19 protein-coding genes are annotated in these 21779 nt (G+C 73.7%); 7 read left to right on the top strand and 12 right to left on the bottom strand.

Annotated features, from left to right (window positions below):
- Nucleotides 1–113 precede the first annotated feature (113 nt).
- Both ACWEFJ_RS33590 and ACWEFJ_RS33585 read left to right on the top strand, forming a co-directional pair.
- Complete coding sequence (locus ACWEFJ_RS33590) at nucleotides 114–1709, top strand: ABC transporter ATP-binding protein (protein WP_449716187.1); 1596 nt, start codon at nucleotides 114–116, stop codon at nucleotides 1707–1709.
- Complete coding sequence (locus ACWEFJ_RS33585; protein WP_449716186.1) at nucleotides 1706–3499, top strand: ABC transporter ATP-binding protein; 1794 nt, start codon at nucleotides 1706–1708, stop codon at nucleotides 3497–3499. The genes ACWEFJ_RS33590 and ACWEFJ_RS33585 overlap by 4 nt, the downstream gene beginning before the upstream one ends.
- A gap of 190 nt (nucleotides 3500–3689) precedes the next feature.
- Here the strand turns inward: ACWEFJ_RS33585 and ACWEFJ_RS33580 are convergent, their stop codons facing one another.
- Nucleotides 3690–4193 (bottom strand): DUF3145 domain-containing protein, encoded by a 504-nt coding sequence (locus ACWEFJ_RS33580; protein WP_123743506.1) that lies wholly within the window; start codon nucleotides 4191–4193, stop codon nucleotides 3690–3692.
- A 539-nt stretch (nucleotides 4194–4732) separates the two neighbouring features.
- On the opposite strand from ACWEFJ_RS33580, the gene ACWEFJ_RS33575 reads away from it, so the two are divergent.
- On the top strand, nucleotides 4733–5983 hold the full coding sequence (locus ACWEFJ_RS33575; RefSeq protein ID WP_449716185.1) for a hypothetical protein: 1251 nt from the start codon (nucleotides 4733–4735) through the stop codon (nucleotides 5981–5983).
- A 109-nt stretch (nucleotides 5984–6092) separates the two neighbouring features.
- Here ACWEFJ_RS33575 and ACWEFJ_RS33570 read toward each other — a convergent pair whose 3' ends face one another.
- The 4 genes from ACWEFJ_RS33570 to ACWEFJ_RS33555 form a co-directional block, all read right to left on the bottom strand.
- Nucleotides 6093–6464 (bottom strand): hypothetical protein, encoded by a 372-nt coding sequence (locus tag ACWEFJ_RS33570; protein WP_378093693.1) that lies wholly within the window; start codon nucleotides 6462–6464, stop codon nucleotides 6093–6095.
- Nucleotides 6465–6581: 117 nt separating this feature from the next.
- Nucleotides 6582–7943 (bottom strand): dihydrolipoyl dehydrogenase family protein, encoded by a 1362-nt coding sequence (locus tag ACWEFJ_RS33565; protein WP_449716189.1) that lies wholly within the window; start codon nucleotides 7941–7943, stop codon nucleotides 6582–6584.
- A 54-nt stretch (nucleotides 7944–7997) separates the two neighbouring features.
- Entirely contained in the window at nucleotides 7998–8603 is a 606-nt protein-coding gene (locus tag ACWEFJ_RS33560; RefSeq protein WP_378093691.1) for a TetR/AcrR family transcriptional regulator, read from the bottom strand.
- 144 nt (nucleotides 8604–8747) lie between these two features.
- Nucleotides 8748–9455, bottom strand: coding sequence for a hypothetical protein (locus ACWEFJ_RS33555; protein WP_378093689.1), 708 nt, complete (start codon nucleotides 9453–9455; stop codon nucleotides 8748–8750).
- Between the two features lie 503 nt (nucleotides 9456–9958).
- Here ACWEFJ_RS33555 and ACWEFJ_RS33550 point away from each other — a divergent pair.
- Both ACWEFJ_RS33550 and ACWEFJ_RS33545 read left to right on the top strand, forming a co-directional pair.
- Nucleotides 9959–10798 (top strand): SGNH/GDSL hydrolase family protein, encoded by an 840-nt coding sequence (locus ACWEFJ_RS33550; RefSeq protein ID WP_378093687.1) that lies wholly within the window; start codon nucleotides 9959–9961, stop codon nucleotides 10796–10798.
- A 219-nt stretch (nucleotides 10799–11017) separates the two neighbouring features.
- Nucleotides 11018–13270 carry a HelD family protein gene (locus ACWEFJ_RS33545; protein WP_449716184.1) on the top strand — a complete coding sequence of 751 codons (2253 nt, stop codon included), beginning with the start codon at nucleotides 11018–11020 and terminating at the stop codon, nucleotides 13268–13270.
- Here ACWEFJ_RS33545 and crcB read toward each other — a convergent pair.
- The 3 genes from crcB to ACWEFJ_RS33530 are packed head-to-tail and all read right to left on the bottom strand — an operon-like array spanning nucleotide 13260 to nucleotide 14369.
- Nucleotides 13260–13592 carry a fluoride efflux transporter CrcB gene (crcB, locus tag ACWEFJ_RS33540; protein WP_378093683.1) on the bottom strand — a complete coding sequence of 111 codons (333 nt, stop codon included), beginning with the start codon at nucleotides 13590–13592 and terminating at the stop codon, nucleotides 13260–13262. The two genes, ACWEFJ_RS33545 and crcB, sit on opposite strands and share 11 nt — an antisense overlap.
- Nucleotides 13589–13942: a fluoride efflux transporter FluC gene (locus ACWEFJ_RS33535; protein ID WP_378093681.1), complete on the bottom strand. Its 354-nt coding sequence runs from the start codon at nucleotides 13940–13942 to the stop codon at nucleotides 13589–13591. The genes crcB and ACWEFJ_RS33535 overlap by 4 nt, the downstream gene beginning before the upstream one ends.
- Entirely contained in the window at nucleotides 13932–14369 is a 438-nt protein-coding gene (locus ACWEFJ_RS33530) for a MarR family winged helix-turn-helix transcriptional regulator (RefSeq protein ID WP_378093679.1), read from the bottom strand. Before ACWEFJ_RS33530 ends, ACWEFJ_RS33535 begins: the two co-directional genes overlap by 11 nt.
- Before the next feature lie 417 nt (nucleotides 14370–14786).
- On the opposite strand from ACWEFJ_RS33530, the gene ACWEFJ_RS33525 reads away from it, so the two are divergent.
- Nucleotides 14787–15593: an SAM-dependent methyltransferase gene (locus ACWEFJ_RS33525; RefSeq protein WP_378093677.1), complete on the top strand. Its 807-nt coding sequence runs from the start codon at nucleotides 14787–14789 to the stop codon at nucleotides 15591–15593.
- Nucleotides 15590–17647, top strand: a complete 2058-nt coding sequence (locus ACWEFJ_RS33520; RefSeq protein ID WP_449716183.1) for an EAL domain-containing protein — start codon at nucleotides 15590–15592, stop codon at nucleotides 17645–17647. The genes ACWEFJ_RS33525 and ACWEFJ_RS33520 overlap by 4 nt, the downstream gene beginning before the upstream one ends.
- Before the next feature lie 11 nt (nucleotides 17648–17658).
- Here the strand turns inward: ACWEFJ_RS33520 and ACWEFJ_RS33515 are convergent, their stop codons facing one another.
- The 4 genes from ACWEFJ_RS33515 to ACWEFJ_RS33500 form a co-directional block, all read right to left on the bottom strand.
- Nucleotides 17659–19026 carry an NAD(P)(+) transhydrogenase (Re/Si-specific) subunit beta gene (locus tag ACWEFJ_RS33515; protein WP_378093673.1) on the bottom strand — a complete coding sequence of 456 codons (1368 nt, stop codon included), beginning with the start codon at nucleotides 19024–19026 and terminating at the stop codon, nucleotides 17659–17661.
- Nucleotides 19023–19343, bottom strand: coding sequence for an NAD(P) transhydrogenase subunit alpha (locus tag ACWEFJ_RS33510; protein WP_449716182.1), 321 nt, complete (start codon nucleotides 19341–19343; stop codon nucleotides 19023–19025). The genes ACWEFJ_RS33515 and ACWEFJ_RS33510 overlap by 4 nt, the downstream gene beginning before the upstream one ends.
- Entirely contained in the window at nucleotides 19340–20431 is a 1092-nt protein-coding gene (locus ACWEFJ_RS33505) for a Re/Si-specific NAD(P)(+) transhydrogenase subunit alpha (RefSeq protein WP_378093701.1), read from the bottom strand. Before ACWEFJ_RS33505 ends, ACWEFJ_RS33510 begins: the two co-directional genes overlap by 4 nt.
- A 107-nt stretch (nucleotides 20432–20538) precedes the next feature.
- A complete protein-coding gene (locus tag ACWEFJ_RS33500) occupies nucleotides 20539–21708 on the bottom strand; it encodes a nitric oxide synthase oxygenase (protein ID WP_378093671.1) in 1170 nt (389 codons plus the stop codon).
- Nucleotides 21709–21779: the final 71 nt, after the last annotated feature.

Here is a 21779-nt window from a genome sequence, read left to right as displayed (position 1 = left end):
GACCCAATCTTCCCCACCCCCCCGCTCTTCCTTTTTGGGTTCGACGGCATGCCGTCGAACCCCCCGACACATGATGCGCCCAACCGCGGCAATCGCCATAGGAGTCCCAAGGCATGGTGCTCTCTTCCGTCGTGCGGCGAGATCCCCGGTGGCTGCTGCTCGCGTTGAACGCCCTGCCGGCCACCCTCGCCGGGCTGCTGCTGCCCACCGCCCTGGCCTCGGCGGTCGACATGGCGCTGGCCGGGCGGCTCGACCGCGGCACGGTGCTCTGGCTGGTCGGGCTCGCGGGCGTGGAAGTGCTCGGCGACGCGATCGGCGTGGTGCTGGCGGCGGCTGTCACCGCACGAGGTGCGGCGTGGCTGCGCCACCGGCTGACCGCGCACCTGCTCGCGCTCGGCCACCCCGCGCGGTTCGAGGCCGGCGACGCGGTGAGCCGGCTGACCGGCGACAGCGTCAACGCCGGCGGTGTCGCCGTGCTCGCGGTGAACCTGGGCATCTCGGTGCTCACGGCGGGCGGCGCGATCACCGCCCTGGCGTTGCTGGACTGGCGGCTCGCGGTGGTGTTCCTGCTGAGCGTGCCGCTGGCGGCGTTGCTGGTGCGGTCGCACCTGCGGCTGACGGCCGCGGACGTGGCGACCTACCAGGAGGTGTCCGGCGACTTGTCCGCGCGACTCGTGGACGCCGTGGGCGGCCTGCGCACGATCACCGCCTCCGGTCGGGCGGACCAGGAGGCCGAGCGGGTGCTGCGCCCGCTGCCCCGGCTCACCGCGGCCGGGGTCGGCATGTGGCGCACGCAGGCGCGGATGATCTGGCGGGCCGGCCTGCTGCTGCCCGCCGTGGAGCTGGCCGTGCTGACGGCCGCCGGTTTCGGCGTGGTCGCCGGCCGGCTGAGCGTCGGCGACGTGCTCGCCGCCCTCGGCTACACGGCCCTCGGCATGGCGGTGGTCGGCCAAACCACCCTGCTCACGGCCTTGCAGCGCGCGCGGGCGTCCGCCGAGCGGCTGGAGGAAGTGCTCTCGACCCCCGTGCCGGCCGAGGAGCCGCCCGCGCCCGCGGATTCCGGCGAGGTGGTGCTGAGCCGCGTCACCGTGCCGGGCGCGCTGCACGACGTGGACCTGACCGTGCCGCCCGGGACGTTCCTCGCGGTGGTCGGTCGGTCCGGCGCCGGCAAGTCCGCCCTGGCCTCGGTGATCGGCGGCCTGACCCGGCCCGCGTCCGGCGACGTGCGCCGCGGCGGGTCGGTCGGCTACGCCTTCGAGCGGCCCGCGCTGGTCGGCACGACGGTCGCCGACGCGGTCCGCTACGGCACGGACTCGCGCCGGGACGAGGTCGAGGCCGCCTGCCGCGCCGCGCAGGTGCACGACGTGGTCGTCCGGCTGCCCGAGGGCTACGACACCCCGATGTCCGCCGCCCCGATGTCCGGTGGCGAGGCGCAGCGGCTCGGCCTGGCGCGGGCGTTCGTCCGCGACCCCGCCGTGCTCGTGCTGGACGACGCCACGGCCAGCCTGGACATGGTGACCGAGTCCACTGTGGAGCGCGCGGTCGAGACGGCGCTGCCGGGCCGGACGCGAGTCGTGGTGACGCACCGCGCGGCCACCGCCCGGCGGGCCGACGTCGTGGTGTGGCTGGAGGAGGGCCGGGTGCGCGCGGTCGGCCCGCACGCCGAGCTGTGGGACGACGAGGAGTACCGGGCGGTGTTCGGCCGATGACCTATGTGCGGGCGTTGCGGGAACAGCGGCGCGGCATCGCGGTGCTGCTCGGCTGGTCGGTGCTGGAGGGCGTGCCGGCCCTGCTGTCCGGCCGGCTGGTCGGCTACGCCGTGGACCGGGGCTTCGCGGTGGGCCGGCCGTGGGTCGGCGTCGCGTGGCTGTTGGCGTTCGCCGTGCTGGCGGTGCTGGGCGGGTTCGGCCTGCGCCAGGTCTTCACCCACCTGGGCGCGGTGGTCGAACCGCTGCGGGACACCCTGGTGCGCCAGGTCGTGCGCGGCGTGCTGCACGCGGGTTCGCAGACGCGTCAGCCGGACGCGAGCGCCGTCGCCCGGATCACCCGGCACGTGGAGGTGGTCCGCGACGCGACCGCCGGCGTCCTCGTGCAGGCACGCGCCCTGCTGGTCACCACCATCGCCGCCCTGGTCGGCCTGGCCGCGACGGTCTCCTCGCTGGCCTGGCTGGTGATCCTGCCGGTGGTCGCGGCACTCGTGCTGTTCGCCCTCCTGCTGCCCGGCCTGGCCCGCGGCCAACGCCGGCTGGTGCTGGCCGACGAGGAAGCCGCCGCCGTGGCCGGCACCGTCTTCCTCGGTGTCCGCGACGTCACCGCCGTGAACGGCCGCGACCACGCCTTGCACGACGTGACGACCCTGGTCGACCGTCAGGCGTCCGCCACCGTGCGCCTGGCCTACGCCACCGCCCTGCGCGGCGTCGTGATCGCCCTGGGCGGGTTCGCCCCCCTGGTGCTCCTGCTCCTCGTCGCCCCCGGCCTGGTCCGAACCGGAACGCTGACCGCCGGCGAAGTCCTGGCCGCCGTCGTCTACCTCAGCACCAGCGTCCAACCGGCACTGCGCCGGCTCGCCGACACGACCAGCACCATCGTGCTGCGCCTCGTGGTGGCACTGCGCCGCCTGGCGGAAGCCGCCCCGCCGATCGCCCCACCGTCCGGCGCCGCCGTCCCCGAGGGCCACGGGATCGAGCTGCGCGCCGTGACCTTCGGCTGGAGCGCCACCGCCGAACCGGTCGTGCGGGACCTCGATCTCACCCTGCCCCCCGGCTCCCACCTCGCCGTGGTGGGCCCGAGCGGCATCGGCAAGTCCACCCTGGCCGGCCTGGTCACGGGCCTGGTCGAACCGCGGTCCGGCGTCGTGCTCCTCGGCGGCGCGCCGGTGCGGGAAGTCCACCCCGACATCCGCCACCGGCGCATCGCCCTGGTCCCCCAGGAGACCTACCTCTTCACCGGCACGGTCCGCGAGAACCTGGCCCTCCTCGCCCCCTCCGCCGACGACGACACCCTGCTCCGAGCCGCCGCCGCCGTGGGCGCGACGGACCTGATCGCCAAACTGGGCGGCCTGGACGGCACGGTGGGCCACAACGGCGGCGGCCTCTCCGCCGGCGAGGCCCAACTCCTCGCCGCCACCCGCGTCCACGCCTCCCCCGCCGACATCGTCATCCTGGACGAAGCCACCTCCGCCCTGGACCCGGCCGCCGAAGCCACCGTCGAACAAGCCTTCGCCACCCGCACCGGCACCGGAACCCTGATCGTCATCGCGCACCGCCTCTCCTCGGCCCTGCGCGCCAACCAAGTCCTCGTCATGGACGGCGGCCCACCACTCCTCGGCCACCACACCGACCTGCTCGCCACCTCACCGCTCTACCGCGACCTCATGGCCGCCTGGCAACCCACCCCAACCACCACCAACGACACCACCCCGACCACCACCAACGACACCACAACGGACCCGCCACCACCCCCACCGAGGCTCGATTTGACATGGGTTCGGGTGCCTTAGGCTGGACGAAGCCGGCAGGCCTGGCGGGACGCTTTTCCCCGCCGGGCCTGCCGGCTTTGGCCTGCCCCTGGTACCCGTAAGGGCCCCGTGTCACATCGAGCCGGACCGGCCCCACCTACTGCGACCGGACCCGACCCACCCACTGCGGCCGAACCGGACCCACCCACTGCGGCCGGCCCGGATCCGGGCATCACCCGACCCGGTGCAACCACGTCACCGGCGCACCATCGCCGGCCCGCCGGAACGGCTCCAACGCGTCATCCCACGCCGCCCCGAGGATCTCGTCCACGCCGTGCGCGAACGACTCCCCGCCCCGGCTGCGCGCCGCCAACGCCCGAAGCTGGTCCTCGGACACCACGATGTCACCGTTCGCACTGGTCCGCGCGTGCCACAAACCCAGCACGGGCGCGAAGCAGTACCGCACACCGTCCACGCCCGGACTCGGGTCCTCCGTCACCTCGAACCTGAGCATCGGCCACGCCCTGAGCGCGGACACGAGTCGGGCACCGGTGCCGGCGTCGCCGGTCCAGTTGCACTCGGCGCGCAACTGACCCGGCGCCGCGGGTTGCGCCGCCCATTTGAGGTCCGCTCGCTCACCGAGGGTGCCCGAGATCGCCCACTCGACGTGCGGACAGACCGCAGACGGCGACGAGTGGACGTAGACCACGCCACTGCTGCTGCCACGGGTGCTCACAGCTGACCTCCGCTACTCGACGAGGGACGTCTTCCCCTACGACCTCTCGATGACGCGGACGATCTTGTGAATTCCCGACTCGGCCATTCTGCCCGTTGTGGCAGCAGTCCGCCATAAGAACCATCCCGTTCCTCACCCGGCCGGGTCAGATACAGGACTTTCGACCCCAAAACTCCGACGTCACAGCCCTGCACCCGGTGTGACGGCGTCACTTTCCGAGATCATCCGGGCACGCCGCGATCACACCCTCGCCCCCTCCGATCCGATCACCGCACCCGCTCCGATCCGATCACCGCACCGCCCCGAACCGATCACCGCCCACTCCCGATCACACCGCCACGACACGCCCGACTCCGTTCCCCCGCCACAGCACGGACAAACCTCCAATACCGGCACGAGCACCCCACCGCCGAACCGCTCGCCCCGGGTGATGGTTGTCACGCAACGTCATCTCCCGCGATGCGCCCGACGACCGGTCCCGCGACGGCGCTACCGTGTCGGACCGTGTGCAACGCCGAACCCTGCGGCCTGGTGATCACGTGCGGCTGATCCGACTCGGCGCCGAGCCCTCCGCGGTGGGGGCCGACGTGCGCGCCGCGCTGAGCACGTGGGGCATCGGCGACGCCGTGCTCGGCGGTGTCGCGCTGCTCGGCGTCCGCCCGCCCGACTGCCCGCGCGACCTGGACGCCGTGATCGTGCTGCCGCGCGGCGTGCTCGTGGTCGTCGGCGTGGACCTGCCCGACCCGGCGATGCGGCTGGAGGCGCCGCTCACCGGCCAGTGGAAGATCGACGGCTGGCCGCTGACCCGCACCGACGGCGCGACCAACCCGGCCGCCGAGGCGCTGGAGGCCAGCACCGCCGTCGCCCGCCGGATCCAGGACATGCGCGGCGAGCCCCTGCCGGTCACCACCGTGGTCGCCGTCGGCCCGTACGTCGGCCAGGTCGTCCAGCCCACCGTGGACCTGAACCGCGGCGTGCGCGTGCTGCACCCCAAGCCCACCACCCTGCTCGCCGCCGCCCGCGAGCTGGCCACCAGCGACCGGCCCTGCTCCGCCGAGCACGCCGCCAAGCTGGTGGCCGTGCTCGCGCCGACCGGCACGCCGCCCAGCCGCCCGCACCTGATCGCCGAGGGGTTCTCCGACGCGGCGGCCGACCTGGCCTCGGCGAGCACCATGCTGCTGCCGAAGGTGGCGCCCGCGTCGCGCGGCCGCAAGCTCCTGCCCTACGCGGGCGGCGCGGTCGTCGCCGTGGTGTTGATCATCGTCCTGATCATCACGCTGTCCTCCGGCGACACCGCGGACAGCGCCGCGCCCGGCAGCACGCCCACCCCGCAGCCGACGACGGTCGTGGTGGACGGTCGGAGCTTCTCGCCGCGCGGCGCGGACCGCACCGACGACTGCGCCTCGCACGCGATCGGCGACGTGCGGGCGTGGCTGACCGAACACCTCTGCATGCAGTTGCGGCGCGCCCAGTACGAGACCACAGTGGACGGTCGCCGGGCGGGCGTGGCGATCGCCGAGCTGAGCCTGCCCGACGCCACCCGGGCGGGTGAACTGCGCGCCCTCGCGTCGACGGCGGGCGCGGGCGGCGTCACCCCGCTCGCGCAGGACGGCAAGGGCTGGCCGGGCGGTCCGACCTCGTTCGACCGGTCGGTCATCAAGGTGTCCACGAAGGGCGCGCAGCTGCGCATCACCCAGGTCGTGTGGGTGGAGGGCGACCGCGACCCGGCCGACCCGACCCTGGCCGAGGTCGCCGACCAGGCGTTGCGGCTCCCGGCGGCCCAGCAGTAGTCCCGGCGGAGCAAGACCGGGTCGAGGAAGAACCCGGACCGGTCGGCGTCGCACAGCGGACAACGCCGAGGGACCCTCCACAACCGACCCGCCCGGCCGGGCGGCCGCCTCACCGGCCGACGCGCACCATGCCCACGCCGATCAGCCCGAACGCCGCGTGCAGCACGATCACCAGCCCCGCCACCGCGCACAGCGTCTCGGTGCCCGGCTTCCCCGCGATCGCGCCGAACGAGAACAGCCACCCGCCCACCGCGATCGCGAACCCGGTGAACAGCACCGGCTTGGGCACGTGCGCCAGGCAGAACAACGCGCTCGACCGCGCCCGCCACAGCGTGTGGGCGACGACCGGCACGACGAGGAACCCCGGCAGGTACACCGCGACCGGCGGCCAGGACGGCCCGCCGGGCAGGAACGTGGACGCGATGACGAACGCGCACCAGAGCACCGCGCCGATCGCGAGAGCCACGGTTCCCCTGGTCACACCCGCAGTGTAAGCAGCTGAACCCGCATTTTGTGGTTAAGAGTCCCGATGGCCCCACGGTCGGTACGGCACTCGGCGGAGAGTGTGCACGATGTGCTGAAAGCCGTGCACGCAGCGTCAGAGACCGTAGGCCTCGAGCAGCCTCAACCACACCTCACTGATGGTGGGGTACGCCGGAACGGCGTGCCACAGCCGGTCCACGGTGACCCCGCCGACGATCGCGATCGTGGCCGCGTGGAGCAGCTCGGCCACGTCCGGGCCGCAGAACGTGACGCCGACCAGCGTGCGCTTGCGCTCGTCCACGATCATCCGCGCCTTGCCCCGGTACCCGTCGGCGTGCAGGGACGACCCGGCCACCGCGATGTCGAGGTCGACGACCCGGATGTCCAGCCCCGCCTCGCGGGCCTGCGCCTCCGACCACCCCACCGACGCCACCTCGGGGTCGGTGAACACCACCTGCGGCACGGCCGTGTGGTCGGCCGTGGCCACCGGCGCGGTCCACGGCTCGGGGTCGGTCGCCCCGGTGACGATCGCCGTGCCGACCGCCCGCGCCGCGTACTTCCCCTGGTGGGTCAGCAACGCGCGGCCCGTGACGTCGCCCGCCGCGTACAGCCAGTCCACTCCGGACACCCGGCCGGTGTCGTCCACGTCCAGCGCCTCGCCCGCGGTGAAGCCGAACTGCTCCACGCCCAGGTCGAAGGTCGCGGGTTGGCGGCCGGTGGCGATCAGCAGGTGCGCGCCGGACACCGAGGTGTCGTCGGACAGCCGCAACGACACCGTCCCGTCCGAAGTGGACACGCCGGTCGCCTTGACCCCGGTGACCAGCCGGACGCCGTCCTCCCGCAGCCCGTCGGCGACCAGGTCGCCCGCGAACGCCTCGAACCTGGGCAGCGGCCGCTCGCCGGACACGACCAGCGTGACGTCGGAGCCGAGCCGGGCCCACGCCTGGGCCATCTCCACGCCGACCACACCGCCGCCCAGCACCACGAGCGACGAGGGCGCCTCCTGCGCGGAGGTCGCCTCGCGCGACGTCCAGTACGGCACGTCGGACAGGCCGGGCAGCGACGGGACGCGCGGCACGCTGCCCGTGCACACCACGACCGCCTTGGCGGCGGTCAGCACGCGGCCGTCCACGTCGACCCGGCGCTCCCCCGCCAGCCTGCCGCGGCCGCGGACCACGGTCAGCCCGGCGCCCTCGGCCCACTCGACCTGGCCGGTGTCGTCCCAGTCGGAGGTGAAGGCGTTGCGCCGCTTCAGCACCTGCGCGGCGTCCAGCCGCTCCCCGACCGGCACGCCCGGCACCCGACGGGCGGCGGCGAGCGCGTGGCCGGGGCGCAGCAACGCCTTGCTCGGCATGCAGGCCCAGTACGAGCACTCGCCACCGAGCCGTTCGGCCTCCACCACCGCGGTCCGCAGCCCGCCGGCGGCGGTCCGGGCGGCGGCGTTCTCGCCCACCGGGCCGCCGCCGATCACGATCACGTCGAAGTCGTCGCCCACCGGTCCACCCCACACCACCCGGACCGGCGCGGCAAGTCACGCCGGGTCGAACACCCCGGCCAGCATCCTCAGGATCACACCGTCGGCGGTGCGGAGGACCACCGGGCGCTCGTCCGGCTCGACCCGTTCGGCCAACTTGAACAGCGCGTCGGCGGTCTGGGCGGCCATCCGGAACGTCAACATGACCGGCGCGTCGCCGCGCACCGCGAAGCGGCTGACGAACAGGTCGCGCAACCGCTCGGCCATCAACTCGTACTGGTCCACGGAGGCGTCGAGGCGGTGGCCGTCGAGCAGGTCGCTGAACCGGACCCGCCCGAAGCCGGGCAGTTCGACCAGCATCCGCAGGTAGATGCCGACGACCTGCTGCACGGCCTCGCGCCAGTCCTCGGCGAGCCGGCCCTCCGTGAACAGCGATTCGACCCGGCCCAGGTACTCCTCCATGCCGCGCAGCGCCAACGCGTGCACAACGGAACGCTTGTCCGGGAAGTATTGGTAGAACGATCCAATTGGCACGCCTGCTAGCTCGACGATCCGGGCGGTGGTGATGTCGTCGTAGTCGTAGTCGTTGAGCAGCGTCGCGCAGGCGTCGACAATCGCGGACACCGTCGCGGCGCCGCGCTGCTGAACGGGCTGACGACGCATCACCTTGGCTAAGCGGTTTTCGGCGGGATTTTCTGGCACGCGCTCATCTTGATGGATACGGACCGGTAAGCCCAAACAGGCGATTCCGGAATGTGACATGAGGTTCGCTCGGTTCTTCCGGAGGTGATTGTTGGGGCGCAAAACCTATTCGCGTGACCGGGCCGGATCGGGAAAATCGGACTCCTCGCCGGCCGGCGTCCGCGGCGCGGGGACGGGTTCGACCAGTTCACCGGGCGTGCGGCGTTCGGTGGCAGCCGGGCGGACGATCGGCGTCCCGGCCCGGCGGCGCGGTGGCCGAGTCACGTAGGGGCCGACCAGCCGGGCCAGCAGCAGACCGGGCGCGACCAGCGGGACCACCGCCGACAGCGCCAGCGCCGTCGCGCCCGCGCGGGCCACGTCCCGCGGGATGACCGCGACCCGGTCGACCACGAACGCCCGCCGGCCGGTGAGCGACACCAGGCCCATCACCACCAGGAACACCGCGACCGACCCGAGCGCCCACCGCACCGCGACGTAGCCGACGTCCTCGGCGGCGGCCATCACCGCGAGCCAGCCGAAGGAGGCCGACGCCTGCCGGCCCGGGCTCGTCATCGCCCACAGCAGGCCGCCCGCCACGGCCAGGAACCCGGTGCGGCCGTCGCACCACGCGCGGGCCGCGTCCAGCCAGCCCGTGGGCAGGCCCGCCCACCGCACCGGCAGCACGTCCAGCGGGCCGGGCGCGTCGCCGAGCGCCTGGCCCACGACCCACGCCAGCGACCAGACCGAGACGACGGAGGCGAACCCGAGCTGCCACCGGGGCCGGTCCACCGCCATCCGGGACAGCCGCACGAGTTCCTGGCGCTTCTCCTTCACCCGTCCCAGCGTGCCGGAACGATCTTGGGCCGGGACCGGGATTCACCCTCGTGCCTTCGCACAGCCGCTCATCGGGTGGTCCGCCCCTCACCCGGCGTGCCGAGCGGCCGCGCGAACCCCGCGGCCCGCCGGCGGCACCCCCGATCCGCCACCGACCGCCGGCGAGCCGCCCGCACCGCAGCCGCCGGACACACCGCACGAGCCGCCGACCGCTCGTGAACCCCGCGCCGCCGGACCACTCGCAGCACCCCGCACCGCACCAGCCGCCGACCGCCCACAAGCCCTCACACAGGTCGCCAACCGCTCACAAGCCCTCACACCGGTCGCCGAGCCCCCACACCGGTCGCCGACCGCCCACGAACCCCCGCACCGGTCGCCGGCGCGGCGGTCGCGCGTCCCTGCCGGGTGAATCCGCCCCGACTCCCGGTCCACCACCGCGGTTCGCGGGCCTGCGCGCCCCATCATGTCCCCGAACCTCACCCGATCACGAAGAGGAGGCGGTCGTGCGCAAGCTGCTACCGGCGATGCTGGCGGCGTTGACCATCACCTGGACCCCGGTCTCGGCGACCGCCGACGAGGCCGTCGAGTACGTCGCGCTGGGCGACTCGGCCGCCGCCGGGCCGCTCATCCCGGACCAGGACGCGAGCGCGCCCGGCTGCCTGCGCTCGACGCGCAACTGGCCGTCCGTGCTCGCCGAGCGGATCGGGGCGCGGCTCACCGACGTGACGTGCTCGGGCGCGGTCACCGACGACCTCGCCGGCCCCCAGTCGACCCTCGACGGCGCGCAGCCTCCCCAGGCGGACGCGCTGAGCCCGACGACCGACCTGGTCACGCTCACCATCGGCGGCAACGACGTGCGCCTGGTGGACGAGGCGCTGGACTGCGTCAACCTGCTGCCCGAACCGCTCGGCAAGTCGTGCCGGGACCGGCTCACCGCGGCCGGCCGTGACGTGCTGGCCGAGCGGATCGACGCCTACGCGGCCGAGTTCGCCGCCGCGCTCGACCTGGTCACCGCGCGGGCGCCGGGGGCGCGGGTCGTGGTGGTCGGCTACGGCACCTACATCCGGCCCGGAGGCTGCTACCCCGACCAGCCGATCTGGGCGCGGGACGCGGACTACCTGCAGGGCGGCGTGCACCGGCTGAACGCGGTGCTCGCCCGCGAGGCGGCGGCGCACGGCGCGGAGTTCGTCGACATCGAGCCGCCGAGCACGGGCCGCGACGCGTGCGCGCCCGCGCGGACCCGGTGGTTCGAGGGCGTGGCCCCGGTCGGCCCGGCCGCGCCGCTGCACCCGAACGCGGACGGCATGGCGGGCATCGGCGGGTACGTGGCCGGTCGGTTGTAACCCGCCGCCGCACCGGGGAGCCGCCGTCGAGCACCGCTCGGCGGCGGCTCTCGCGCGTCACGGACCCGGTCACGGGCGGGCCTCGGCGAGCGCGGTTGTTCACGCACCGCGGCGAAGAACGTGTAGTAGATTAGACGTTCTGCGCGGGACAAGGCGCAGGGAACTGTCAGCCGATAGCGACACAGGCTGATAAACCACGCTATCCAGAAATGAGGCACGTTGTCAAGCCCCTCCGATGACCTCCGGCTCGCGGAAACCGAGTCGGAGCAGGAATACGTGTCGATGCTGTACGGCAGACTGGACGACCTCCGCGAACAGAGCTCGAAGCGCCTGGCCTCGGCGCTGCGGCAAACGGGCGGCACGCACCAGATGCGCTCCGAGCGGGACACCTCGGTGGCCATGTACTCCGACCAGTTGGCGCAGTACAGCGCGGTGGAGAACGGGTTGTGCTTCGGCCGGCTCGACTTCGACACCGACGACCGGTTCTACATCGGCCGAATCGGCTTGTTCGACGAGGACAAGGAGTACGAACCGCTCCTGATGGACTGGCGCGCGCCCGCCGCCCGCCCCTTCTACCTGGCCACCGCGGCCGCGCCGGAGGGCGTGCGCCGGCGCCGGCACCTGCGGACCAAGCAGCGCAAGGTCGTCGGGTTCGACGACGAGGTGCTGGACATCAACTCGGTCGACCCGACCCGCCCGTCCGAGGGGCTGACCGGCGAGGCGACCCTGCTGGCCGCGGTGAACGCGAGCCGCACCGGCCAGATGGGCGACATCGTCGCGACCATCCAGGCCGAGCAGGACAGGATCATCCGCACCGAGCTGAACGGCGTGGTCGTCGTGCAGGGCGGTCCGGGCACGGGCAAGACGGCGGTGGCGCTGCACCGCGCCGCCTACCTGCTCTACACGCACCGGCGGCAGCTCGCCAAGCGCGGCGTGCTGGTGGTCGGCCCGAACGCGACGTTCCTGCGCTACATCGGCCAGGTGCTGCCGTCGCTGGGCGAGACGGGCGTGCTGCTGTCGACCGTCGGCGAGCTGTTCCCCGGCCTCACCGCGGTGGGCCGCGAGCCCGCCGAGGTGGCCGCGCTGAAGGGCCGCATCGAGATGGCCGACGTGGTGGCGCGCGCGATCCGGGACCGGCAGGAGGCGCCGGGCCTGGTCGAGGTGCCGTTCGACCAGGACGTGCTGCGGCTGGACCGGCGCGCGATCAGCGACGCCCGCGGCCGGGCGCGGCGGACCCGCCGCCCGCACAACGAGGCGCGGCGCACGTTCCAGCGCGAGATCATCTCGACGCTGGCGGCGCAGGCGGTGTCCCGGCTGGGCAGGCACCTGCTGGACCAGGCCGACGTCGACGACATCCGGCGCGAGCTGCGGGAGGACCCCGCGGTGCAGGCGGTCGTCGAGCGGCTGTGGCCGACGCTGTCGCCGCAGCAGCTCCTGGAGGACCTGTACGCCTCGCCGAAGCGGATCGCCAAGGCCACGCCGAAGATGTCGCCGGCCGAGCGCGAGCTGCTGCTCCGGCCGCGCGGCTCGGAGTGGACGCCCGCCGACGTGCCGCTGCTGGACGAGGCGGCGGAGCTGCTCGGCGAGGACGACACCGAGGCCAAGGCGCGGGCCGAGCGGCAGCGGCGGCAGGCGATCGACTACGCGCAGGGCGTGCTGGACATCCTCGACCTGGAGGACGACGCCGACCCGGACATCCTGATGGCGACCGACCTGGTGGACGCCTACCGGCTGGCGGAGCGGCACGGCGCGGAGCGCTACGAGACGGCGGCCGAGCGGGCGGCGGCGGACCGGACGTGGACGTTCGGGCACGTCATCGTGGACGAGGCGCAGGAGCTGTCGCCGATGGCGTGGCGGACGCTGATGCGCCGCTGCCCGTCCAAGTCGATGACCGTGGTCGGCGACATCGCGCAGACCGGCGACATCGCGGGGGCGTCGTCGTGGCACGAGGTGCTGTCGCCGTACGTGATGGACCGCTGGAAGCTCACCGAGCTGACGGTGAACTACCGGACGCCGTCGGAGATCATGGCCGTGGCGGCGGACGTGCTGGCCTCGGTGGACCCCGACCTGGCGCCGCCGACGTCGGTGCGCGACAGCGGGTTCGAGCCGTGGAGCCTGCGGGTGGACTCGGTGCCCGACGCCCTGCCCGCGGTGGTGGGCAAGGAGCTGGCCGCGATCGGGGACGGCAAGCTGGCGGTGATCGTCCCGGCGGCGTCGGTGGCGTCCCTGCGCGCCGCCGTGCCGGGCGCCTCCGACGACCTGGAGGCGCAGGTCGTGGTGCTCGGGGTGGTCGACGCGAAGGGCCTGGAGTTCGACTCGGTGCTGGTGGTGGACCCGGCGGGCATCCTGGCCGAGTCGCCGCGCGGCGCGAGCGACCTGTACGTGGCGCTGACCCGGGCGACGCAGCGGCTCGGCGTCGTGCACACCGGCGACCTGCCGGAGGTGCTGGGCAGGTTGGCGCCTACCGGGTGAGGGCGTAGCCGAGGGCGGCCGCGGCGACGCCGGCGGCGATGCTGCCGGCGGCGTTGGCGAACGCCTGCCGGTGGCGGCCCTCCTCGGCCAGCCGGATCGTCTCGTAGCTGAACGTGCTGTACGTGGTGAGGCCGCCGCACAGGCCGGTGCCCAGGAGCGCGACCAGGGTCGGCTCGGCGCCCGCCACGCAGCCCAGGACGAACGAGCCGACGACGTTCACCGCGAGGGTGGCCCAGGGGAACGACCTCCGCAGCCACCGCGCGGTGAGGTACCGCAGCGTCGCGCCGACCGCGGCGCCGACGAACACCAGCGCCGCGGTCATGCCGTGACCCGGCGGGTCACGGCCATGGCGGCGAACGTCGCGCCCACGGCCAGCAGCAGGGTCGCGAGCAGGTACGCGAACGCCGCGAGGCCGCCCAGCCGCACGGCGTCCAGCGCGTAGCCGGAGAACGTGGTGAAGCCGCCGAGCACGCCGATGCCCAGGAACGGCCGGGCGAGCGGGTGCAGGCGCGGCGCCACGACCATGAGCACGCCGATCAGGGCGCAGCCCAGCACGTTGACCAGCACCGTGCCGAGGGGTCCGGGCACCACCGCCGCCAGGCCGTGGCGCGCGGCGCCGCCGAGGCCGCCACCCAGGGCGACCGCGGCGACGACCCGGACCTCAGTGCGCACGGAGGTGGTCCACCAGGTGGTCCAGGGCGGACAGGGCGCGGACCACGTCGGCGCGCTCGGCCGGGTCCAGCTTGTCCAACGCCGCCCCGATGCGCTTCTCGTGGGCGGACTGCCAGATCGCCAGCTGCTCGTGCCCGCGCGGGGTCACGGAGAGGCGGGCCACCCGGCGGTCGGTCGGGTCGCCGCCGCGCTCGACCAGCCCGCCCTCGATCAACTGGCCGACCAGGCCGCTGACCGTGTTGGGCGCGAGCCGCAGCTCGGCGGCGAGGTCGCCCACGCGCATGGGCGCACGCTCGGCGAGCGTCTGGAGCAGCTCGACCTGCGCCATCGGCAGGGAGTCCCACGGCCAGTCCGACCGGATGCTCGTGCGCAGCGCCCGCCGGAGCCTGGTGACCACGTCGGTGAGCGAGCGTGCCTCGTCTGACATGCGCGAAGGGTACTGGGTCGGAACATCTCGGGAACCGATCCGATCGGAGCGCGAGCGATCGTGACCGTCGCACCGCCCGCAGGGCCGTGACCTGCGACGAAAGAGCGCGGCAACGGTTCGGGGCACGCCACGTCGGACGGCTCGGAGCGATCCGCGTCACATCGCGGCGCCCGCATCGCGGGACGGTTGGACGGGGGCCGGCGGGGTTGCGCGCCGCGTCCGCCGCGCGGGCTGACCACTCGCCACGGGTGTGAGCGCAGCGTGTTCGAACGCACACTTTCCGTGGTGGTGCGATCACCCCATGTACGCCGATCGGGGACAAGCGGCTCCGCCCTCTGCCCACGACGCCACCCGGCTCAGTAATCTCGCCCCGCCGGGGCGACGGCTCCGTCGGGCACACACACGGGTGAGGGAGCGGTGGCGGATCGGCTGGGCTGGATCCCCGACGACGTCGACACCGGGATGCCCAGCGCGGCGCGCCTGTACGACTACCTGCTCGGCGGCGGCCACAACTTCGCGGTCGACCGGGCGCTGGCCGAGAAGTTCCTGCGCGCCCAGCCCAACGCCCGCACCATCGCCCGCCTCAACCGGGCGTTCCTGCGCCGGGCGGTGCTGCACCTGGTGGACGCGGGCGTGCGGCAGTTCCTCGACCTGGGCTCCGGCATCCCGACCGTCGGCAACGTGCACGAGATCGCGCAGAAGGCCGCGCCCCGGTCGCGCGTGATCTACGTGGACTACGAGGACGTCGCCGTCGCGCACAGCCGGATGATCCTCGCCGGCAACGGGCGCGCCGCCGTGCTCCAGGAGGACATGACCGACCCGGCCGCCGTGCTCGCGGGCGTCCGCGCCACCGGCCTGGTCGACTTCGCCGACCCCGTCGGGGTGCTCGCCGTCGGGGTGTTCCACTTCGTGCCGCCCGAGCGCGACCCGGCCGGCGTGGTGGCGGCGTACCGCGACGCCGTGCCGCCGGGCAGCTTCCTGGCCCTGTCCCACTTCACCACCGACCTGCAACCCCACGAGATGGCCCGGGTGGTGGCCGTGATGGACGAGAGCGCGGACCCGATGTTCCCGCGCGACCGGGCCGGGATCGTCGCCCTGTTCGACGGCTTCGAGCTGGTGGAGCCGGGCGTGGTGCCGCTGCCGCTGTGGCGTCCCGAGGAGGGCGCCGTCGAGGAGGACGCGGACCGCGCCGGGATCCTCGCGGGGTTGGGCCGCAAGCGGTGACCGACGCACCGCCGCCCGCCCGGACCCGGCGGCAGGAGATCGCCCGCGAGTGGATGCGGGCGGTCTACCCGACCGCGTACGTGCCGATGTCGCCCGTCGAGATCGAGCTGTACCTGCTCGACCTGGTGGACGTGGTCGCCGAGGCCCTGCGGGCCGAGCCGTTCACCGCCGACCCGGTCGTCGTGGTGGGCGAGCGGCTGGTCGAGGCGCGCTTCACCGGCCCGGAGACGCTGCGGCGCACGGTGGACGTGCTCGGGCGCGCCCTGCCCGCCGACCCCGGGGCGCGGGACGTGCCGGACCTCGTGACGAGGGTCGTCGCCGTGCTCGGCGGCGTGGCCGCGGGGTTCGCCGCCGCGCTGCGGACCGACGCGCTCGACCAGCAGGAAGAGGTCAAGCGGGCGCTCATGGCGGCCAAGCTCCAGGCCGAGCGGGTGCTCGAGGTCAGCGAGGCCCGGTTCCGCGAGGTGTTCGACTCCTCCGCGCTCGGCATCGCGATCACCGACCTGGACGGCCGGTGCGTCGAGGTGAACGAGGCGCTGGCCGGGATGGTCGGCCGCGACCGCGCCGGGCTGGCCGGGCGGCGGCTGGTCGAGCTGTTCGACCCGGTGGACGGCGTGGCGATGGAGAGCACGTACCAGGCGGTCGCCGCCGGCCGGGAGGTCCGCGTCCGCGAGCGGCGGCGGCTGCTGCGCGAGGACGGCGAGCCGGTGTGGGCGCACCTGGTGGTGTCGCCGCTGCCGGCCGCCGACGGCGCACCGGCCTACCACGTGACCATGGTCGAGGACGTCAGCGAGCTGCACCTGCTGCAGAAGAACCTGGACTTCCAACTGCTGCACGACTCGCTCACCGGGCTGTCCAACCGGCAGCGCTTCGCCACCCGGCTGGAGGCGCTGCACGGCACGTCGACCCACGGGATCACGCTCTACCACCTCGGGCTGGACGCGTTCTCCGCGGTGAACAACGGGCTCGGGCACGCGGTCGGCGACCGGCTGCTCACCGAGATCGGGCACCGGCTCGAAACGCTGGTCCAGGGCGAGACCGCGGTGGTCGCGCGGATGGGCGGCGACGAGTTCGCGATCGTGGTGGACAACTCGCCGACCACGCCGAGCGTGCCCGCCATGGTCGACCGGATCAACGAGGCGCTGGGCCGCCCGATGGACGACGGCACCGCCGCGGCCGCCGCCATCGGCGTGGTCGACCGGCCGCCCGCCGCGTGGGACGTCGCCGAGATCCTGCGCGCGGCGGACGCCACCCTGCGCCGGGCCAAGGCGTGCGGCAAGCGGCAGTGGCTGCCCTACGACCGGCACGCCGACCAGCTGTTCCGGACCCGGCAGGCGCGGGCCGCGCGGATGCCGGGCGCGTTGGCGGAGCGCGAGCTGGAGGTCGAGTACCAGCCCGTGGTCGACCCGACCACCCGCCGGGTGCTCGGGCACGTGGCCCGGCTGCGCTGGGACGACCTCGGGCACGACGAGTGCGTGGCGCTCGCCGAGGAGACCGGGCTGTCCCTGGCGCTCGGCCAGTGGGCGCTGGGCGAGGCCGCCGCCGACGCGAACGGTCCCGCGTCGTTCGGCGTGCTGCACTTCGAGCTGTCGCCGATGCAGTCGCGCGACGAGGACCTGGTGCGCACGGTGGTGCGGACGCTGGAGGAGACGGGCCTGCCGGTGTCGCGGCTGCGGGTCTTCCTGGACGCCCGGTCGATGCTCGACGTGCCGGGCGACGACACCGCGCAGGTGTTGCGCGACAACGGGATCGCCGTCGGCCTGACCCGGTTCAACGGCGGGCAGGCCGAGCTGTCGCTGCTCGACGACCTGCCCGTGGACGCGCTCGTGCTCGACCCCTCGGTGGTGCGCCGGCTCGCCGACCGGCCCCCGTCGTTCCTGCACGAGGCGGTGTCCCGGATGGTGGCCCTGATCCGGGACTCCGGGGTGTCGGTGACGGTGCCCGACGTCTCGACGCCGGACCGGGCGGACTGGTGGACGGGCGTCGGGGTGGACGCCGCGTACGGCGACCACCTCGCGCCCGCCGTGCCCGTCTACGAGCTGTCCGACGCCTGAGCGGTGCGGCGCTAGACCTGCTTCACCGCGGCCAGCAGCTTGGTCAGCGACTCCTTGGCGTCCCCGAACAGCATGGTGGTCTTCGGGTTGTAGAGCAGGGTGTTGTCCACGCCCGCGAACCCCGGCCGCATCGAGCGCTTCATGAACACCACGGCCTTGGCCCGGTCCACGTCGAAGATCGGCATGCCGTAGATCGGGCTGCTCGGCTCGTCCCGCGCGCCCGGGTTGACCACGTCGTTCGCGCCGACCACGAGCACCACGTCGACGCTGCCGATGCCGGGGTTGACGTCGTCCAGCTCCTTCAGGTGCTCGTACGGCACGTCCGCCTCGGCGAGCAGCACGTTCATGTGGCCCGGCATCCGGCCCGCGACCGGGTGGATGCCGTAGTGCACCGTGACGCCGCGCTGCTCCAGCACCTGCGCCAGCTCGCGCGCGGCGTGCTGGCCCTGCGCCACCGCCAGGCCGTAGCCGGGGACGACCAGCACGGAGTGCGCGTAGCCGAGCAGGATGGCGACGTCCTCCACCGTGCCGGCGCGCACGGTGCGCTGCTCCTCCGTCCGCGCGGTGGCCGCGGTGGCCTGGAACGCGCCGAACAGGATGTTGGTCAGCGAACGGCCCATGGCCTGCGCCATCAGCCGGGTCAGGATGGTGCCGGACGCGCCGACGAGCGTGCCGGACACGATCAGCAGGGTGTTGGCCAGCACGTAGCCGGACGCGGCGACGGCCAGGCCGGTGAACGCGTTGAGCAGCGAGATCGCGATGGGCACGTCCGCGCCGCCGACCGGCAGCACGAACAGCGCGCCCAGCGCGAGACCAGCCACCGCCAGCAGCACGAGCAGCACGCCGTTCCCGGTGAGCACGACCGCCAGCGCGAGCAGCGCGCTCACCGCCGCCACGCCGATGGCGAGGAACTGGCCCGCGGGCAGCAGCACGGGCCGGGTGGTCATGATCTCCTGGAGCTTGAGGAACGTGACCACGCTGCCGGAGAAGCTGACCGAGCCGATCAGCACGGTGAGCACGGTGGCGACCTGGAACAGCACCGAGCCGTGCGGCACGGCGAGGAACTCGGTCAGCGCCACCAGGGCGGCCGCCGCGCCGCCGACGCCGTTGAACAGCGCGACCATCTGCGGGATGGCGGTCATCTTCACCGACCGCGCGGCCGGGATGCCCACCACCACGCCCGCGGCCACCGCGAGCAGGATCGCCGGTCCGTTGTGGACCGCGCCGTGGACGTACGCCGTGACCACGGCCAGGGCCATGCCCGCCGCGCCGAGCAGGTTGCCCGCGCGGGCGTGCTTCGGCGTGCTCAGGCCCTTGAGCGCGAGCACGAAGCACAGGGCGGCGACCAGGTACGCGAGCTGGACCCAGGTGGGGCTCATGTCCCGCTCCCCCGGTGCCCGTTGCCCTCGCTCGGGACGGGTTTGGCCTTGTGCCCCTTGAACATCTCCAGCATCCGGTCGGTCACCACGAAGCCGCCGACCACGTTGACCGTGGCGAGGAAGACCGCGAGCAGCCCGAGCGTGATCTCCAGGGCGTTCCCGGCGCGGCCGGTGATGAGGATGGCGCCGACCAGGATCACGCCGTGGATCGCGTTCGCGCCCGACATCAGCGGCGTGTGCAGGATCGTGGACACCTTGGACACGACCTCGAAGCCGACGAACACGGCCAGCACGAAGATCGTCAACAGGTCGATCACGGCAGCTCCCTCCTCAGCTCGCCCGCGTGCGTGAGGCAGCAGCCGGACAGCACCTCGTCGGCGAGGTCCGGCTCGACCCGGCCGTCCTTGGTCATCATCATCAGCAGGTTGGCGACGTTGCGCGCGTAGAGCCGGCTCGCGTGCACCGGCATGGAGCTGGGCAGGTTCCGCGCGCCGTAGACCAGCACCTCGCCGACCCAGGTCTCCTCGCCGGGGCTGCTGGCGGTGACGTTGCCCCCGGACTCGGCGGCCAGGTCGACCACCACCGAGCCGGGCGCCATGGCCTTGAGCATGTCGTGGGTGACCAGCACGGGCGCCTTGCGGCCGGGGATGGCGGCGGTGGAGATCACCACGTCGGCGGCGGCCACCCGCTCCGCGATCAGCTCGCGCTGGCGCTCCAGGAACGTCTCCGACTGCGCCTCGGCGTAGACGCCCTGCTGCGTCTCCAGGTCCAGCTCCAGGAACCGCGCGCCGAGGCTCTTGACCTCTTCCTTCGCCGCCGCGCGCACGTCGTACGCCTCGACCACGGCGCCGAGGCGGCGGGCGGTGGCGATGGCCTGGAGCCCGGCCACGCCCGCGCCGAGGACGAGCACCTTGGCGGGCGGGATGGTGCCCGCGGCCGTGGTGAACATGGGCAGGAACTTCGGCAGCCGGGCGGTGGCCTCGACCACCGCCCGGTAGCCCGCCACCAGGGCCTGCGACGACAGGGCGTCCACCGACTGCGCCCTGGTCACCCTGGGTAGCAGGTCCAGGCTGAACGCGGTGACCTTGTTGGCCTTGAGCACCTCGATCAGCTCCGGCTCGGCGTTCGGCTGGAGGAAGCTGATCGTGATGTCGCCCTCGCGGAGGGCGGCGGCCTGCTCGGGGGTCGGTGGTTGCACGGAGACGACCACGTCGGACTGGCCGGCCGGGTGGTCGGCGATGACGTTCGCACCGGCTGCGCGGTAGGCGGCGTCGGAGGCGTGGGCGTGTCTGCCCGCTCCGGCTTGCACGTCGACCGTGAGTCCGGCACCGATCAGCGTGGTCACCGTTTCCGGTAGACCGGCTACGCGGCGCTCAGCGGGCCGCGCCTCGACGGGTATGCCCACTCTCACGGAGAGTCACCCTAGACCGCTGAAGGTGATCTACGCCACACGTGGGCGTTGACGTTAACCGTACATACGTCTTGCTGAGACCGGGGCGTGTCCGGGCGCGTTCAGTGGATCACCGGGCACACGCCCCTGGTGTCGCCGGGGAAGAAGTTCGGCACCAGCTCCCGCTTGTCGTAGTAGCGGTGGAACACGCTGGTGACGCCGCTGGACATGGGCGGCACGATCCACGTCCAGTCCGCCGGGCACGAGCGGCCCGCCGCCTCCTCCTTCTCCAGGTGGGTGAGGAACCGGTCGGACTCGGTGTGGTGGTCGGTGATGGTCACCCCGGCCTCGCCGAACGAGTGCAGCACCGCGCGGTTCAGCTCGACCAGCACCCGGTCCTTCCACAGCGTCCGGACCGAGGAGGTGTCCAGGCCCATCCGCCGGCCCAGGTACGGCAGCAGGTCGTAGCGGTCCACGTCGGCGAAGTTGCGGGCGCCGATCTCGGTGCCCATGTACCAGCCGTTGAACGGCGCGGCCGGGTAGTCGACCCCGCCGATGCGCAGCCGCATGTTGCTGATCGCGGGCACGGCGTGCCAGCGCAGCCCGAGGTCGGCGAGCCAGGGCAGCTCGGGGTGGCGGATCGGCACCTCCAGCACGGCGTCCGCGGGCAGCTCGACCAGGCACGGCTCGGCGTCCTCCCGCTCCACGACCAGCGGCAGCACGTCGAACGGACCGCGGCGGGCGGGCGGTCGCCAGCCCAGCGCGACGGCCTGCTCGGTGAGCGCGACGTTGCGCCGGTCGCCCAGCACGCCGCCGTCCGAGCCGACGTAGCCCGCGTAGCGGATCAGCTGCTCGTTGCGGATGCGCGGTCCGGGCCGGCCGGGCTCGTCCGGCGCGAACACGGTGATCACGGGGCGGACCTTGCCGCCGTTGGTGGCCAGCCGCAGGTGCTCGACGCACTCGTCGGCGACCTCCTTGGGGTCGCCGAGGTCGCGCAGGTCGCGGACCTTGAGGCTGCGCCAGTACAGCCGGCCGATGCAGCGGGCGCTGTTGCGCCACGCCACCCGCGCGCCGAAGGTCAGCTCCTCGGGCGTGTGCCGGTAGGTGCCGGTGGCGGCGACCTCGGCGTGCACCTCGGCGAGGCGGTGCTCGACTGGGCCCAGCTCGGGGTGCTCGGCGCGGTGCAGGCGGAGGAACTCCTCGGCTTCGGCGAGGTCGACGGTGTCGGCGGCGGGATCGGTGGTCGCGGTCGCGGGGATGGCTTCAGCCGGGCACGAGGGGACGGGGGCCATGGCGCGACACCGTAGTTGGCCCCCGGCTCCGATCGCACCGCCGTGACGCGGGCCGGCCCGCAGCGAAGCCG

Source organism: Actinosynnema sp. NPDC004786 (genome assembly GCF_053601135.1).
This window is presented reverse-complemented; position numbering and strand designations above follow the sequence as displayed.